Origin of the sequence: Novosphingobium sp. PY1, assembly GCF_017312445.1 — a bacterium.
Lineage (GTDB): Bacteria > Pseudomonadota > Alphaproteobacteria > Sphingomonadales > Sphingomonadaceae > Novosphingobium.
In genome coordinates, this window is record NZ_BLTI01000009.1 from 141372 (window position 1) to 157730 (window position 16359).

Genomic DNA, 16359 nt, shown 5'->3' on the forward strand with positions numbered 1-16359 from the left:
TCCTGGGCCGTCACACGCCAAGTTTGCCGCGCACGTCACGGGTGTCGCGCCAGCCCTCCAGCCGCTTGGCAAGGTCACTGTCGTTTTCCGGCAGTACGATCTCGAGCGTGATGAGCTGATCCCCGCGCGAACCGTCCTTGCGGCTGAAACCCTTGCCCTTGAGACGCAGGACCTTGCCGGAGCTGACCCCGGGCGGAATCGAGAGCATGACCGCGCCCGATGCCGTCGGTGCCTTGACCTTGGCTCCGGCGATGGCCTCGTCGAGCGTGATCGGCAGATCGATCCGCAAGTCGTCGCCGTCGCGGCGGAAGAACGGGTGATGCTGGATATGCACCGTCACGGTCGCATCGCCGGGGCCACCCGGCCCCTGCTCGCCCTTGCCGGCAAGGCGCATCTGCGTGCCTTCCTCGACTCCGGCGGGCAGCTTGAGGTCGATGGTCTTGCCATCGGAAAGGGTAATGCGCTGGTCCTTGCGTTCGGCCGCGTCGGTCAGCGAGACGGAAAGCCGGTAGGACACGTTGGCACCGCGCGGCGCCCGCCCGCGACCTCCGCCCATTCCTCCCATGCCGCCCATACCGCCCATACCGCCGGCGCCGCCGCGTGGGCCGCCACCGCCGAAGATCCCGCCGAACAGGTCTTCGAGGTCAATGCCGTCGTTGCTGCCGAAGCCTCCGCCGAAACCGCGCTGGCCGCCCGGTCCGCCGCCGAAACCACCGCCCGGGCCGCCGAAGCCGCCCATCGTCGGATTGCCGTCGGCATCGATCTCACCGCGATCGAACTGCGCGCGCTTGGCCTTGTCGGAAAGCAGGTCATAAGCCGCGGTGACCTGGCTGAAGCGGTCAGCGGCCTTCGGATTGTCCTTGTTGGCGTCGGGATGAAACTCCTTCGCAAGCTTGCGATATGCGGACTTGATGTCCTTCTCGCTCGCCCCGCGCGAAACGCCTAGAATGGTATAAGGATCTGCTGCCATGGTGACATTTAGCTAGGTGTCCAATTGGATTACGGCAAGCGCTGTGTGAACGGTTGCGTCTCTGGCGACTTTCCCACGGGGGGACAGGCCGCTATTGGCATTCCCATGGTATGCATTGCGCGCCCCGATTGTCCCCGATCAAGGCAGGATGGCCGCGCTTGCTTCACACGCGCGGGGGCCGGGACAAGCCCGGTCGCAATCGACGCAGCCGCATTCGATGAATTCAACCCGACAGGATATTTCCATGGAAGCTGAACAGGCCCGCGAGGTCATCCCCCACGGCGACCCCTTTGCGCTGTTCACGGCGTGGTACGACGAGGCCCGCGAAGCCGAGCCCAACGATTCCAATGCCATGGCGCTGGCTACTGCGACCCCCGAGGGCCTGCCGTCGGTGCGCATGGTCCTGCTCAAGGGCTACGGCCCGGATGGCTTCGTGTTCTACACCAACGGCCACAGCCGCAAGGGCCAGGAGATCGCCGCCAACCCCAACGTCGCGCTGCTGTTCCACTGGAAGAGCCTGCGCCGCCAGATCCGCATCGAAGGCCGGCTCCAGCCGGTCAGCGATGCCGAGGCCGACGCCTATTTCCACTCGCGCGCGCGCGATTCCCAACTGGGCGCGGTTGCGTCCGACCAGTCGGCCCCGCTCGACAGCCGCGAGACCTTCCTGGCCCGCTACGAAGCCGCGCGCGACAGGTTCGCGCATGGCGAAGTCGACCGCCCGCCGCACTGGGGCGGTTTCCGGGTGGTGCCCAGCGCCATCGAATTCTGGCATGATCGCCCCTATCGCCTGCACGAGCGCCGCCGTTTCGTGCGCAAAGTAACGACGGACGGCCATGCCTCGGCATGGTCCAGCACCCTGCTCTACCCGTGAGGTCCAGCACTTGAGCCTGAATCACGATCACGAATCGGCCGGTCTGAACCGCAGCGCCGCTCTTGCCAGCATCAGTGCGGCCCTGTTCCTGCTGGCACTCAAGTCATGGGCCGCCTGGTCAACCGGTTCGATCGCGATGCTCGGCAGCCTTGCCGATACGACGCTCGACCTCGTAGCCAGCATGGCCACGCTGCTGGGCGTGTGGATCGCCTCGCAGCCGGCGGACGACAAACACCGCTTCGGCCACGGCAAGGCCGAAGCCATAGCCGCCCTGTTCCAGATCCTGCTGATCTCGATCTCGGCGCTGGGCATCGCCGCCCGCGCGATCGAGGAATTCCTGTCCGGCGGGCGGGTCGAAGCGGCCGACATGGGCATCGGCGTCTCGGCGGTAGCGATCGTCGTCACTTTCGCGCTGCTTTCCTGGCAACGCTACGTGATCCGAAAGACCAAGAGCCTCGCGATCCATACCGACAGCGTCCACTACCAGTCGGACCTGCTCCTCAACGTCGCGGTGATCGCAGCGCTCGTGCTCGACCAGTACGCGGGACTGCGCGGCGCTGACCCGGTGTTCGGCCTGGGCATCGCCCTCTGGCTGGGGTGGGGCGCCTGGAACGCTTCGAAGGCCGTCCTCAACCAGCTGATGGACCACGAATGGCCCGAGGAAAAGAAGCAGCGCGTGCTGGAGCTGATTGCCCACAATCCCGATATCAGCGGGGTCCATGACCTGCGCACGCGCGTTTCGGGCAACAAGCACTTCGTGCAGTTTCACGTCTGGGTCGATGCCAACATGACCGTGCGCCAGGCCCACCGCGTGATGGACGACATCGAGGCGACCATTCACGCCGAATTCCCCGATGTGGAGATCCTGATCCACACCGATCCCGACGGCCTTGTCGATGAAGTGGGCGCTGCGGGCAAGGACGTCCTGCCCCCGATCCGGGTCGAAGCCTCGAAATAGGCGGCCTGCCTCAGTTCGAGGGGAACAATGCCAGCAGAGCGCCCAATTCGTAATGCAGCGCCTGTTCCTGCTGCACGTCGCTGGCTCCCAGCCGCACCACCGTCAGCAGCTGGCTCGGCGAACCGATGACGTACTGGCCATGTTCGCCAAGGCAAGCGAAGACGTCGGACTTGGCTGTGCCGGGATAGAGCCTTGCGTTCTCGCCCGGTTCGGCCCGGTTGAGCCAGACCCCGGCGCCATAGCCCGGATTGCGCGGGCTCGGCGCCAGCATGAACTGCACCCAGCGGCGCGGCAGGATCTGTGCGCCCTTTACCGAACCGTTGTGGCGCAGGAACTCGCCCAGGTTGGCCCAATCGCGCGCCGAGGCATCGACCATGGCCGCACCGATCATCGTGCCCGCCCGGTCATATTCGACGCGCATGGTCTTTAGCCCGAGCGGGTCGAGCACGCGGTTGTCGAGGTATTCCTCGACGGCCCGGCGCCGGCGGCCCGGATCGCTGTCGGGCGAGAGCACCCGCGCGGCGAGGTCGGACAGGATCACCGCGCTCGCGGAGGAATTCTCGAAGACCTGTCCGGCCGGCGCTTCGAGCGGCTGCGCTTCGGCATAGGCCGCCATGTCGTCGCGGCCATCGAGGAACAGCATCCGGATGCGATCCGACTGGCGCGCGACGTCGCCTTGCCCGGCATCGCCGGTTTCGCTGTGGCGCAGGCCCGAACGCATCTGCAACAGCTGCTTGAGAGTGATTTCGCCGCGCGGATCGCCCGGGCGCTGCCATGCAGGGACCGGGGCCGATTCGTTCAGCCGCAGGCGTCCGTCACTGACGAGCTGGCCGATCATCAGCGCCGTCACGCACTGGCCCATGGCCCAGCCCTGCAGCGGCGTCCTGGCAGAAACGCCTTGCCCATAGCGCTCGGCAATCACGGCGCCGCGTTTCATGATCACGAGCGCATCGGTCCGCCCGACCGCCTGGTTGTCGAACAGGCGGTCGATCGCGCGGCCAAGGGCATCGCGGGGCGCCCCGCCTTCGTTCTTGATCGCGGCCAGCGCCTCGGCGCTGGCCGGCGGCGGCGCATCTGCTCCACTGTTACTACATCCCCACAGGGTTGGCAGGGCAAGGAAGGCGAGGATATGGGGAAGGCGGCGCACCGTCATGATGCGCGGTGTAGTGTGCGAGGCGCGAGCGGATGGCAACAGCCAAGGTAAATACGACTGGTGACAGGCAGCCTGCGCGCTGGAAGCGCAATCTCGTGCTGCTGGTGCTGGCCGTTGCGGGGACCGCCATCGCATTTTCGTGGAACAGTCTGGGTGCGCAGGCGCGGGTCAGCGCGGCCTATGGCGCGCGCGTCGGCTGCGTATGCCGCTTCGTCTCGAATCGCGACCTGAACAGCTGCAAGGGCGATATTGCCGCTGCGGGTCTGGGACGCACCGCCAGCCTGATGTTCCTCTCCGACGATGCCGAGACCAAGTCACTGACCGCCAGAGTCCCGCTGCTGGCAAGTTCGAGGGCAACCTATAGCCAAGAACGCGGCTGCCAGCTGGAACCGTGGGACGACTAGGCCGTCTGCAGGTCAGGCCGGAATGACTTCGGCCGCCTCGGTTTCCTCGATCCAGCCGCCACCGACGACGCGCTCTCCGCAATAGATCACCGCGGCCTGCCCGGGGGCGACGCCATATTCCGGGCTGGCGAAACGGATCACGGTGCCCGCGCCTTCGCCCAGCGGACCTTCCAGCGTAACCGGAACCGGCTTGGCCAGCGAGCGGACTTTAGCGGTCAGCGGCGCGTCGGTCAGCGGCGTGTCGGGCAGCGGTCCGATGCGGTTGGTCTCCGAAATCCGCGCCGCAGCAACGCCGAGCAGCCGGCGCGGGCCGACCAGGACCCGGCGCGTCTCGGCATCGAGGCGCACGACATAGAGCGGCTCGGGCTGGCCGCCGATCTCGAGCCCCCGGCGCTGGCCGACGGTATAGTGAATGATCCCGCGATGCTCGCCCAGCACTTCGCCGCTGGTTGCGTGTACGATCTCGCCCGGCGCTTCGCCCTCGGGACGCACCTGGCGCACGATCCTGGCGTAGTCGCCGTCGGGAACGAAGCAGATGTCCTGGCTGTCCGGCTTGGCCGCCACGCGCAGGCCCGCCGCCTCGGCCAGCCGGCGCGTCTCTGTCTTCGGCAAGCCGCCCAGAGGAAAGCGCAGGAAGTCGAGCTGTGCCTCGGTCGTACCGTAAAGAAAATAGCTCTGGTCGCGTGCCGGATCGACTGCGCGGTGCAGCTCGGACCCGGCCGGGCCGAGGACGCGCTGGACGTAGTGCCCGGTCGCCAGACAATCGGCGCCCAATTCGCGCGCCATCGTCAGCAGGTCGGTGAACTTGGGGCCCATGTTGCAGCGGATGCAGGGGATCGGGGTCCGCCCCGCAAGGTAATCGTCGGCGAAGCGCTCGACCACTTCCTCGCGAAAGCTGCTCTCATGGTCGAAGACATAGTGGGCTATGCCCAGCCGGTCTGCCACCGCGCGCGCATCGCGGATATCGTCGCCGGCGCAGCAGGCGCCCTTGCGCCCGGTCGCCGCGCCGTAATCGTAAAGCTGCAGGGTGACGCCGATGGTCTCCGCGCCCGTCGCAGCCGCCAGCGCGGCCACGACCGAACTGTCCACGCCGCCAGACATCGCCACGACGATACGGCGCTCGGAAAGCGGTTCGGGCAGCTGGAACAGGACGGACGGATCGAGCCTGTCGAGCAGTCCGGCAATATCGGGAGTCGCGTTCATGCGTGGCCCCATACAGGGGTATGCGCGGATTTCCTACCTTTCAGCGCGAATTCGAAACCGCTGGACCGGAAACGGGAGGTAACTGCGCAGAGGCATCTTTACCCTCCTTTCACCATGTCTAGCGTATGGCAGTTCCATGAACATCGCCTTTGATCATGAAACCTGCACAGCAGGGCATGCGCTGGGTCGCACGAGCGAGGAGTTCACGGGGTTCCCATCGGCTCCCGACTGGAACGACCTGCGAACACGTCTGTTCGCGGCCCATGAAGTGCGGACGATCCTGAACGGTGAAGGCACACCGGTCCGCTTGCGGACTCGCGGCAGTTTTGCAGGTGAAGCTGCATCGTTGCTGAATACTTACGGGCTACGCTCAAGGCCTGTTAACCTTGAAGTTTCAGCCAATGGCAAGCCTGACGGGGCCAAGGTCGCACCAGTTGCCGGCGACAACAATACCGGCGGACGAGGGTAACGATGATCGAGAACCAGAAGATTCGCCCAGCCCAGGTGATCGGGCCGCTTGGTGAGCCGCTGACGATTGAGTCGCTGCCGCCCCCAAACACGACGCGCTGGGTCGTGCGCCGCAAGGCCGAGGTCGTCGCTGCCGTCAATGGCGGCCTGCTGACGATCGACGAGGTCTGCGAACGTTATCAGCTCACGCTGGAAGAGTTCGCATCCTGGCAACGGGCGGTGGACCGCTCGGGCATGCAGGGCCTTCGTGTGACAAGAATTCAACACTACCGCGACCTCTACGAGCGTCAGCAGAAGTATTGAGGCACGGCTTTCAGCGTGGCTGAAACCAATCGAAACGGCGGTAAACGGTCTGTTTACCGCCGTTTTTGATTCCGCCGAGCCAATTTCCGCTTCCATCGCAACGCATTAAGCTCTCGACGCTCGTCGGACGATATATGTCGTGAACCGACTGCAAGTTGCCAGTCGGTCGGCGCACGTATATGTCGGCACGCATGAAATTCTGCCGCAAGTGCGGCCCGGATCGTCGTATCCGGGACCAATGGCGGCAAATCACTCCGCACCGGACGGAAGTGTTCGGAGAGGAGTTATTGCGGTGAACCGATGAATTACGACACCAAGATTGAATCCGTGCCGGAAGATGACGCGCTCGCTGCTGGCGAGTTGATGTCTGGCGCCGACGAGCAGGACCGCGTCCTGCGCCGCCGTATCTGGGTCGCTTCCGCCATTGCGCTTGTCCTGATGATCGGAATCTGGGCGCTAACCCACTTGCGCGGCGGCAACGACCTCGCCGACGAGTCCGACATCCAGACTCCCGTCGTCACCGTGGTCGTCCCGGGAAAGACCACGGTGCAGGGTGAGATCAGTGCCACCGGCACGCTTGCCGCGCGCCGCGAAATGCCGGTCGGCTCGGTCGGCGAAGGCGGCGAGATCCGCCAGGTCCTCGTGGAGCCGGGCGACTGGGTCGAACAGGGCCAGGTCCTCGCCGTCGTCGATCGTTCCGTCCAGAGCCAGCAGATCGCCAGCCAGGCCGCACAGGTCGACGTCGCCCGCGCCGATGCCCAACTGGCCCAGTCCAATCTGGATCGCGCCCTCAAGCTCGTCGACCGCGGCTTCATCTCCAAGGCCGACGTCGATCGCCTGACTGCCGAACGCAATTCCGCCAATGCCCGCGTGCGCGTGGCGCAGGCCACGCTCGGCCAGCTCAAGGCCCAGGCCGCACGCCTCAACATCGTCGCCCCCGCAGCGGGCCTTGTGCTCGAGCGCAATGCCGAGCCCGGGCAGGTCGTCGGCGGCGGCACCGGCGTGCTGTTCCGACTGGCCAAGGGCGGCGAGATGGAGCTGCTCGCCGATCTGAGCGAAGACGATCTCGCCAAGCTGAGCGTGGGCGTGACCGCGCAAGTCATCCCGGTGGGCTCGAACAAGACCTTCACCGGACAGGTCTGGCAGATCTCTCCCGTCATCGATCCCGACAACCGCCAAGGCACCGCGCGCATCGCGCTGTCCTATGCCAAGGAACTGCGTCCCGGCGGATTCGCCTCGGCAACCATCGAGACCGGCGCGGTCGTCGCGCCGATGCTGCCGGAATCGGCGATCCAGAACGATGACAAGGGTGCGTTCGTCTATGTCGTGGGCAAGGACAACACGGTCCAGCGCCGCGACGTGAAGACCGGACTCGTCACGGCCGACGGCATTGCCATCAGGTCGGGCCTCAACGGCACGGAGAAAGTCGTGCTGCGCGCCGGCGGGTTCCTCAACAACGGTGACAAGGTCCAGACCAAACTTGTCACCGAGAAGAACTGATCCGGACGCATGAGCCTGCGCAACATCTCGGCATGGTCGATCCGCAATCCGATCGTCCCCATCGTCTTCTTCATCGGCGTGATGATCGCCGGCATGGTCTCGTTCTCGCGCATGGACGTGAACAACATGCCGGACGTCGAATTTCCGGGCGTCCACGTTTCGGTCTCGCAGCCCGGCGCAGCGCCAAGTGAAATCGAAACCCAGATCACCCAGAAGATCGAGGCGGCAACACGTTCGGTCCCGGGCGTTGAGGAAATCCAGTCGACTGCGTCGGAGGGCAATTCCTCCACATTCGTGATGTTCTCGATCGGCACCGATCCGGACGTCGCAACCAACCAGGTCAAGAACGCGGTCGACCAGATCCGCAGCGACTTGCCCGACGGCATCCTCGAACCGCAGGTCGCCAAGGTCGAAGCGGGCGGCGGGGGCAACCTCGCGCTCTTCGCGGTCAGTGCCGATGACATGACGATGGAGCAGCTCAGCTGGTTCATCGACGACACCATCGCCAAGAAGCTGCTGTCGATCGAGGGACTGGCCTCGGTCTCGCGCCAGGGCGGCGTCGACCGCGAAATCCGGGTGGTGATCGATCCCGACAAGATGGCTTCGCTCGGCGTGACCGCCCGCGACGTCAACAACGCACTGCGCGCGGTCAACACGGACGCGGCCGGCGGCCAGGCCGAGATCGCCGGTTCACGCCAGTCGGTCCGCGTCCTGGGCAATGCCGACACCGCCTTCGACCTCTCGCAGACCCGCATCAACCTCGGTAACGGCCGCTCGATCAAGCTGTCCGACGTCGCCAATGTCTATGACGGGTACTCGGAACAGACCCGCATCGCCAAGCTGCACGGCCGCGAAGTGGTGACCTTCGGCTTCGAACGCGCGCTCGGCGCTTCGGACGTCACCGTCTACGATGCGGCGGTCCAGGCGCTGGAACAGATCAAGCAGGACAATCCGCGCGTTCACATCACGCAGCTGTTCTCGCAGGTGGACTACACCAAGGACCAGTACACCAGCTCGATGGAAGCGCTGGTCGAAGGCGCGGTGCTGGCGATCGTCATCGTCTACCTGTTCCTGCGCGACTGGCGGGCGACCTTCATTTCCGCCATCGCGATCCCGCTTTCGGCGATCCCGACCTTCTGGTTCATGGACATGATGGGCTTCACGCTCAACTTCCTGTCCCTGCTGGCCCTCAGCCTCGTCGCAGGCGTGCTGGTCGACGACGCGATAGTCGAGATCGAGAACATCGTGCGGCACATGCGCATGGGCAAGTCGGCCTACCAGGCCTCGATCGATGCCGCCGACGAAATCGGCCTCGCGGTCGTCGCCACCACCTTCTCGATCGTCGCGGTGTTCCTGCCCGTCGGGCTCATGCCCGGCATTCCCGGCCAGTTCTTCAAGGCTTTCGGCCTGACCGTCGTCGTTGCGGTGCTGATGAGCCTTGCCGTCGCGCGCCTCATCACGCCGATGGTCGCGGCCTATTTCCTCAAGGCCCATGGCCACGCCGAACACGGCGAAGGCCGCGCCATGGACCTCTACATGAAGGTTCTGGCCTGGACCCTCGACACCAGAGAGGCCAAGCGCCGGCGTGCGCAGATCGCAGATGTCCCCGCGCAACTGTGGTATTACCCTGTGGGCGCGCTCGCCATCACGCTCATCATCGCCCTGGGCGCCGGTGCCGCCGCCCTCATCTATTACGGACTCCACGAAGTACTCGCTTCGGTCGGGCTCAAGAATGGCGCGGTGATCTTCGCCGCGCTGATCGCGCCGATCGCCGTGCCGATCATCGCGTTCTTCGCAGGCCGCTTCCTGCATGGCGCTGCGGCGGCGCTCGGGCATTTCGGCCGCTGGTATCGGTACCTGTCGGAGCGCCTGGCCGCCCGTTCGCGCGACCACCGTTTCTACGCCTTCTGCGCTGGCATCTATGCACTCGTTGTCACGGCCGCACTGCTCGTCGGTTCGCAGCAGCAGTTCCAGCCCAACGAGAACAACGACACCAGCCAGGTCAACATCGAGATGGTCCCGGGCACGACCATCGAGCAGACCGCCGCCGTATCCGACCAGGTCACCGGCCTGCTGGAAAGGCAGCCCGAAGTCGAACGCGTGCTCGAAACCTCGCGCGAGGCGGCGGCCACGCTCTACGTCTCTCTCAAGCCTGCCAAGGAGCGCGAGACGACCAGCAAGCAGTTCGAGCAGCGCATGGCGCCCCAGCTCCAGAAAATAGCCGATGCGCGCGTGACCTTCGCCAGCCAGGCAGGAGGCTTCGGCACCGGGCGTGACATCTCGGTCATGCTGTCGGGCAGCGATTCCGAACTCCTCAATGCCACTGCGCAGAAGCTCGTCGAGGAAATGCGCGGGGTCAAAGGCGTCGTCGCTCCGCGCATCGCCGCAGACCTCAAGCGTCCGGAACTGGTCGTCGTCCCGCGGCTGGACCTGGCCGCACAACTGGGCGTGACGACAACGGCGCTGAGCCAGGCGATCCGCATCGCCACCTTGGGCGAAATCGACCAGAACGCCGCCAAGTTCTCCCTGAGCGACCGCCAGATCCCGATCCGCGTGATCATGCCGCGCTCCTCGCGCCGCGATCTCTCGACGATCGAGAACATGCCGGTACCGACTGCAAGCGGCGGCTCGGTCCCGCTCAAGCGCGTGGCGGAGATCCGCTTCGGCGCCGGGCCCACCCAGATCCAGCGCTACAACCAGTCCCGCCGCGTCTTCGTCGGCGCCGACCTCGGCCAGGGCCAGGTCAAGGGGCCGGTGATGGAGCAGATCCAGAAGCTGCCGATCATGCAGAACCTCCCGGCTGGCGTTTCGAACGCGCCGGTAGGCGAGGACAAGTGGCAGCAGGAAATGGTCACCAGCTTCATCATCGCCGTCATCAGCGGCATCTTCCTAGTCTTCGCGGTGCTGGTGCTGCTCTACAAGCGCTTCGTTTCGCCGCTGGTGAACATGGCCTCGCTGTTGCTTGCCCCGCTTGGCGGCATGATCGCCCTCACCATCGTCGGCCAGCCGGTGTCTATGCCGGTCTATATCGGTATCCTCATGCTACTGGGCATCGTCGCCAAGAACTCGATCCTGCTGATCGACTTCGCGATCGAGGAAATGGCGAGCGGCGTCGACAAGCTCCACGCGATCATGGACGCAGGCCACAAGCGTGCCCAGCCAATCATCATGACCACAGTAGCCATGACCGCCGGCATGGTACCTACCGCCGCCTCGCTTTCGGGTGACGGTGCGTGGCGTGCGCCCATGGGCATCACCGTGATCGGGGGCCTGCTGCTTTCGACATTCCTGACGCTGATCATCGTCCCGGCTGCGTTCAGCCTTGCCGACGGCTTCGAAAAGCGGATCGGACCGCGTCTGCGCAAGTCCCTGCTCACGTTCGAACCGCATCATGCGCATGGAACCGGCCATCCCGACGACAAGGGCGGCGCGTCCGTCCCCGCGGAATAGTCGGCCTGGGCAGGGAAGCGGGGAACCTTGCAGAGCGCGGCGCGTAAGACTGGAGTGGTGACGCAGGAGATACCGAGGCAGGATCGCGCAAGGCGCATGCGCCTTTTCGCGACAGGGCTGCTCTTGCTGATGGCCCTGTCCTTCATGGCCCTGCGGCGTCTTGCTGTCCTCTATCCGACCTGGGACCCGATGCTGGGATATGCGATCGCCTTCACCGAGGCCGCGATGGTCGGCGGGCTCGCCGACTGGTTCGCCGTCACCGCACTGTTTCGCCGACCGCTGGGGCTGCCGATCCCGCACACCGCGATCATACCGGTCAACAAGGACCGTATCGCCGATTCGATGGCGACCTTTCTGCGCGACAACTTCCTGACGCCGCAGGTGGTGGCCCGCCGCCTGCACGGCTTCAACCTCGCAGCAAGTGCCGGGGCCTTCCTCGCAGATCCGCGTCGCGACGAGCAGTCGCGCCTGCGGGCCGGCGCCGCGGGCCTCTTCGCCGACATCCTGGAGTCGCTCGACCCCGACCAGATGGGCGGCATGATCAAGGCCGGCCTGCGCAAGCAGCTCTCCCGCATCGATCTCGCCCCCCTGCTCGGCCAGATCCTCGCCAACGCCATTGCCGACAAGCGCCACCTGCCGGTACTGGCGTCGGTCCTGCGCAAGATCGGCGAGGCCATCGAGGCAAACGAGCCGATGATCCGCGACATGATTCACCAGCGCGCCAACGCGATCATGCGCTGGACCGGGCTGGACGAACGCCTTGCCAATGGTGTGCTCGACGGCGCCTACCGCCTGCTGGCCGAAGTGATCGTGCAGCCGGACCATCCTTTGCGCGCCAGGATCGACGAGTCGCTCACGCGCCTTGCCGACGATCTGCGCCACGATCCGGCAGTGCGCGCCAAGGTGGAGCGTATCAAGAGCGAGCTGATCGAGAACCCGGCCATGGCGGCCTGGCTCGATGCCATGTGGGAACGCGCCCGCGAGGCGCTGCTGCGCGCGGTCCGTAATCCGGACAAGGCGCTTTCGGGCAGCCTAGGCGATTCGATTTCCCAGCTTGGCCTTGCCCTCGCCGAGGACCGGCGCCTCCAGGCTCTCGTCAATCGGTTCGCCCGCAGGACGCTGGTCGGCGTGGCCTCGCGCTATGGCTCGGAGATCGTACGACTCGTATCCGAAACCGTGAAGCGGTGGGATGCCAAGACCGTTTCGGACCGCATAGAAGGGGCCGTGGGCCGGGACCTGCAGTTCATCCGCATCAACGGCACCCTTGTCGGCGGGCTCGTCGGCATGGCAATCCACACCGTGGAGCGATGGCTGTGAACGCAGGGAAACCCCTTCTGACCACCCGGCGCTACGAATTGTGGCAACCCGGGCCGGGCGATCTCGAGGGGCTGGTGCGCCTGCTCGAAGGCAAGGACATGACCCGCTACCTTGGCCCGGCGCGCGCAGATCACTTCTCGCAGTTCGAAAGGCTCAGCCGCAACACCGGAAGCTGGGCGCTCTACGGCTACGGCACGTTCTACGTCCGCAAGCGCGGCGAGGCCGACCTCATCGCCAATTGCGGCATTTTCCATTCATGGCGCGGCTTCGGCAAGGGCATGGACGATGTGCCCGAAGCCGGCTGGATCGTGCGGCAGGACCATTGGGGCGAAGGCCTCGCCGGCGAAGTCATGGCTGCAGTTCTGGCCTGGTTCGACCGGGTCCACGGCAAGCGCCGGATCGCCTGCATGATCGAGGAAGGCAACACCCCTTCCGAACGCCTTGCCGCCCGCCTCGGCTTCAAGCCGTGCGGGCAGCACTTGGCGGAAGACGACAGGACGGTACTCAACCTCTTCGAGCGCCTGCCTGCCTGATCCGGCACTCTTGAGCAGGCAAACAAAAACCCCGGAAGCGAGCCTTCCGGGGTTTCTGCAATCATTGCAGGAGGTAGGTTCTCACAGCTTTTCGGTGAGCTCCGGCACGGCCTTGAACAGGTCGGCAACGAGGCCGATGTCGGCGACCTGGAAGATCGGTGCATCCTCGTCCTTGTTGATGGCGATGATGGTCTTGGAATCCTTCATGCCGGCCAGGTGCTGGATTGCGCCCGAGATGCCGACGGCGATGTAGACTTCCGGCGCCACGATCTTGCCGGTCTGGCCGACCTGGTAGTCATTGGGCACATAGCCGGCATCGACTGCAGCGCGCGAAGCACCCACGCCTGCGCCGAGCTTGTCGGCGAGCGGCATGATGTATTCCTCGAAAGTCGCCGCATCCTTGAGCGCGCGGCCACCCGAGACAATGATCTTCGCGCTGGTCAGTTCAGGACGTTCCGACTTTGCCAGCTCGGCGCCGACAAAGCTCGACAGACCCGCATCGCCAGGCCCGGCGACGTCTTCGATAGCAGCCGAACCGCCGGTGGCTGCGGCCTTCCCGAAGGCGGTACCGCGCACGGTGATGACCAGCTTGGCATCGGTGCTTTCGACCGTCGCAATCGCGTTGCCGGCATAGATCGGACGGGTGAAGGTCTTCTCGCCTTCGACCGAGAGGATGTCCGAAACCTGCATCACATCGAGCAGGGCGGCGACGCGCGGCGCCACGTTCTTGCCGGTGGTGGTCGCCGGGGCGAGGAAGGCGTCGTGATCGGCCATGAGATCGGCGATCAGCGGCGCGACGTTCTCGGCGAGGCCATGCTCGTAGGCCGCATTGTCGGCGAGGTGGACCTTGCCCACACCAGCGATCTGCGCGGCCGCTTCGGCGACGGCGCGGCAGCCCGAACCGGCGACAAGGAGGTGGACTTCACCCAGCTTGGCAGCCGCGGTGACAGTGGCGAGCGTCGCATCCTTGAGCGACGCGTTGTCGTGTTCGACCCAAACAAGCGTCTTCATGATCAGGCGACTCCCATTTCCTTGAGCTTGGCAACCAGCGCATCGACGTCGGGCACCTTGATGCCCGCCTGGCGTACCGGCGGTTCGGAGACCTTGAGGGTCTTGAGCCGCGGAGCGATCTCGACGCCGTAGTCGGCCGGCGACTTGCTATCGAGCGGCTTCTTCTTCGCCTTCATGATGTTCGGCAACGAAGCGTAGCGCGGTTCGTTGAGGCGCAGGTCGGTGGTGACGATGGCCGGCAGGGCGAGCCTCACGGTCTCCAGACCGCCGTCGACTTCACGGGTCACAGCCACGCTGTCGCCGTCGATCTCGACCTTGCTGGCGAAAGTGCCCTGCGGGCGGCCCAGCAGCGCAGCGAGCATCTGGCCGGTCTGGTTGCTATCGTCGTCGATGGCCTGCTTGCCGAGGATGACGAGGCCGGGGTTCTCTTCAGCGACGATCGCTTTCAGGATCTTGGCAACGGCCAGCGGTTCGACTTCGGCGTCGGTTTCCACCAGGATCGCGCGGTCCGCACCCATGGCGAGCGCCGTGCGCAGCGTTTCCTGTGCCTTGGCCGGGCCGACCGAGACCGCAACGATCTCTTCGGCCTTGCCGGCTTCCTTCAGACGGATGGCTTCCTCGACGGCGATTTCGTCGAAGGGGTTCATGCTCATCTTGACGTTGGCAAGATCAACGCCGGTGCCGTCGGACTTCACCCGCGGCTTTACGTTGTAGTCGATCACCCGCTTTACCGGGACGATGATTTTCATGCGATTCGGTCCTCTCTAAGGTCGGGACGGCAAATTTAACCGCGCAATTAAACTATACCGAGCCCGCTATTGCGCCCCCCGAACCTCGCGTCAAGCCCCTCGAAACGACAGAGGTTCGAGAGCACGTGAATGCGATGCCATTCAAGATGAGCCGGTAACGCCAGATGCAGAAACGGCGGGGGTCGCGAAACCCCCGCCGTCAAATCATTCGTCATGCGATAGTTCGCCGGGAACTATCAGGCGGCACTCTTCACTTCCGCGACGATCTTCTTGGCTGCATCGCCCAGGTCGTTGGCGGGGACGATCGGCAGGCCCGAGTTGGCCAGGATGTCCTTACCCTGCTGGACGTTGGTGCCTTCGAGGCGAACCACGAGCGGCACGCCCAGGTTCACTTCCTTGGCCGCAGCGACGATGCCTTCCGCGATGACGTCGCACTTCATGATGCCGCCGAAGATGTTCACGAGGATGCCCTTCACGTTGGGGTCCTTGAGAATGATCTTGAATGCCGCAGTCACCTTCTCGGTGGTGGCGCCGCCGCCCACGTCGAGGAAGTTGGCCGGGAACGAGCCGTTGAGCTTGATGATGTCCATCGTCGCCATGGCAAGGCCCGCGCCGTTGACCATGCAGCCGATGTCGCCGTCGAGCTTGATGTAGGCGAGGTCGTACTTGCTCGCTTCGATCTCGGCCGGGTCTTCTTCGGTCTCGTCGCGCAGGGCGAAGACGTCGGGGTGACGGTAGAGGGCGTTCGAGTCGAAGCTCATCTTGGTGTCGAGGACGAGCAGCTGGCCGTCCTTGGTTTCGACCAGCGGATTGATCTCTAGCATGTCGCAATCGAGCGCCATGAAGGCCTCGTAGATCTGCTTGGCGATCTTCTGGGCCTGCTTGTTGAGGTCACCGTCCAGCTTGAGCGCATAGGCTACCGCGCGGCCGTGGTGCGGCTGGAAGCCTTCGGCGGGGTCGATCGTGACGGTGGTGATCTTTTCGGGAGTCGAGTGCGCGACTTCCTCGATGTCCATGCCGCCTTCGGTCGAGGCGATCATCGCGACGCGGCCCGAGGCGCGGTCGACGAGCATCGAGAAGTAGTATTCCTTGGCGATGTCGACGCCGTCGGTCACGTAGAGACGATTGACCTGCTTGCCAGCTTCACCGGTCTGCACGGTGACGAGGGTGTTGCCGAGCATTTCCTTGGCGAAGGCTTCGACTTCCTCGATCGACTTGGCAAGGCGAACGCCGCCCTTCGCGTCGGGGCCGAGTTCCTTGAACTTGCCCTTGCCGCGCCCACCGGCGTGGATCTGGGCCTTCACGACATAAAGCGGACCAGGCAGCTGCTTGGCGGCGGCAACCGCTTCTTCGACCGTGAGAGCGGCGATGCCGGCGGGAATGCCCACGCCATACTTCGCAAGCAGTTCCTTCGCCTGATATTCGTGAATGTTCATATGAAGAATCGCTTTCTGCTGGAGTGTCCTAGG

The 16359-nt window shown here is 65.0% G+C and carries 15 protein-coding genes; 9 read left to right on the forward strand and 6 right to left on the reverse strand.

Annotation, left to right across the window (positions count from 1 at the left end; genetic code table 11):
* Positions 1–10: 10 nt before the first annotated feature.
* Positions 11–970 carry a DnaJ C-terminal domain-containing protein gene (locus J3474_RS16345; RefSeq protein ID WP_207094884.1) on the reverse strand — a complete coding sequence of 320 codons (960 nt, stop codon included), beginning with the start codon at positions 968–970 and terminating at the stop codon, positions 11–13.
* 244 nt (positions 971–1214) lie between these two features.
* On the opposite strand from J3474_RS16345, the gene pdxH reads away from it, so the two are divergent.
* A complete protein-coding gene (gene pdxH, locus J3474_RS16350; RefSeq protein WP_013831515.1) occupies positions 1215–1841 on the forward strand; it encodes a pyridoxamine 5'-phosphate oxidase in 627 nt (208 codons plus the stop codon).
* A 16-nt stretch (positions 1842–1857) separates the two neighbouring features.
* Positions 1858–2799, forward strand: coding sequence for a cation diffusion facilitator family transporter (locus J3474_RS16355; protein WP_041559173.1), 942 nt, complete (start codon positions 1858–1860; stop codon positions 2797–2799).
* Between the two features lie 10 nt (positions 2800–2809).
* On the opposite strand, the gene J3474_RS16360 is transcribed toward J3474_RS16355, so the two are convergent.
* Entirely contained in the window at positions 2810–3952 is a 1143-nt protein-coding gene (locus J3474_RS16360; RefSeq protein ID WP_207094885.1) for a serine hydrolase, read from the reverse strand.
* A 32-nt stretch (positions 3953–3984) separates the two neighbouring features.
* On the opposite strand from J3474_RS16360, the gene J3474_RS16365 reads away from it, so the two are divergent.
* Positions 3985–4356 carry a hypothetical protein gene (locus J3474_RS16365; protein WP_207094886.1) on the forward strand — a complete coding sequence of 124 codons (372 nt, stop codon included), beginning with the start codon at positions 3985–3987 and terminating at the stop codon, positions 4354–4356.
* Positions 4357–4368: 12 nt separating this feature from the next.
* Here J3474_RS16365 and mnmA read toward each other — a convergent pair whose 3' ends face one another.
* Complete coding sequence (gene mnmA / locus J3474_RS16370) at positions 4369–5559, reverse strand: tRNA 2-thiouridine(34) synthase MnmA (RefSeq protein ID WP_207094887.1); 1191 nt, start codon at positions 5557–5559, stop codon at positions 4369–4371.
* 136 nt (positions 5560–5695) lie between these two features.
* Between mnmA and J3474_RS16375 the strand changes: the two genes are divergently transcribed.
* The 6 genes from J3474_RS16375 (at position 5696) to J3474_RS16400 (ending at position 13130) form a co-directional block, all read left to right on the forward strand.
* Positions 5696–6028: a hypothetical protein gene (locus J3474_RS16375; RefSeq protein ID WP_041558632.1), complete on the forward strand. Its 333-nt coding sequence runs from the start codon at positions 5696–5698 to the stop codon at positions 6026–6028.
* Positions 6029–6030: 2 nt separating this feature from the next.
* On the forward strand, positions 6031–6330 hold the full coding sequence (locus J3474_RS16380) for a DUF1153 domain-containing protein (protein ID WP_007012660.1): 300 nt from the start codon (positions 6031–6033) through the stop codon (positions 6328–6330).
* Between the two features lie 300 nt (positions 6331–6630).
* Positions 6631–7830, forward strand: a complete 1200-nt coding sequence (locus J3474_RS16385) for an efflux RND transporter periplasmic adaptor subunit (RefSeq protein ID WP_207094888.1) — start codon at positions 6631–6633, stop codon at positions 7828–7830.
* A gap of 9 nt (positions 7831–7839) precedes the next feature.
* Complete coding sequence (locus tag J3474_RS16390) at positions 7840–11280, forward strand: efflux RND transporter permease subunit (protein WP_207094889.1); 3441 nt, start codon at positions 7840–7842, stop codon at positions 11278–11280.
* Positions 11281–11376: 96 nt separating this feature from the next.
* Positions 11377–12597, forward strand: a complete 1221-nt coding sequence (locus J3474_RS16395) for a DUF445 domain-containing protein (RefSeq protein WP_207094890.1) — start codon at positions 11377–11379, stop codon at positions 12595–12597.
* Entirely contained in the window at positions 12588–13130 is a 543-nt protein-coding gene (locus J3474_RS16400) for a GNAT family N-acetyltransferase (protein ID WP_207094891.1), read from the forward strand. Before J3474_RS16395 ends, J3474_RS16400 begins: the two co-directional genes overlap by 10 nt.
* Before the next feature lie 81 nt (positions 13131–13211).
* Here the strand turns inward: J3474_RS16400 and J3474_RS16405 are convergent, their stop codons facing one another.
* The 3 genes from J3474_RS16405 to sucC all read right to left on the reverse strand — a co-directional run bounded on the left by J3474_RS16405 (position 13212) and on the right by sucC (position 16326).
* Positions 13212–14141: an electron transfer flavoprotein subunit alpha/FixB family protein gene (locus J3474_RS16405; RefSeq protein WP_207094892.1), complete on the reverse strand. Its 930-nt coding sequence runs from the start codon at positions 14139–14141 to the stop codon at positions 13212–13214.
* A gap of 2 nt (positions 14142–14143) precedes the next feature.
* On the reverse strand, positions 14144–14890 hold the full coding sequence (locus J3474_RS16410) for an electron transfer flavoprotein subunit beta/FixA family protein (protein ID WP_207094893.1): 747 nt from the start codon (positions 14888–14890) through the stop codon (positions 14144–14146).
* Between the two features lie 236 nt (positions 14891–15126).
* Positions 15127–16326 carry an ADP-forming succinate--CoA ligase subunit beta gene (gene sucC / locus J3474_RS16415; RefSeq protein ID WP_013831504.1) on the reverse strand — a complete coding sequence of 400 codons (1200 nt, stop codon included), beginning with the start codon at positions 16324–16326 and terminating at the stop codon, positions 15127–15129.
* Positions 16327–16359: the final 33 nt, after the last annotated feature.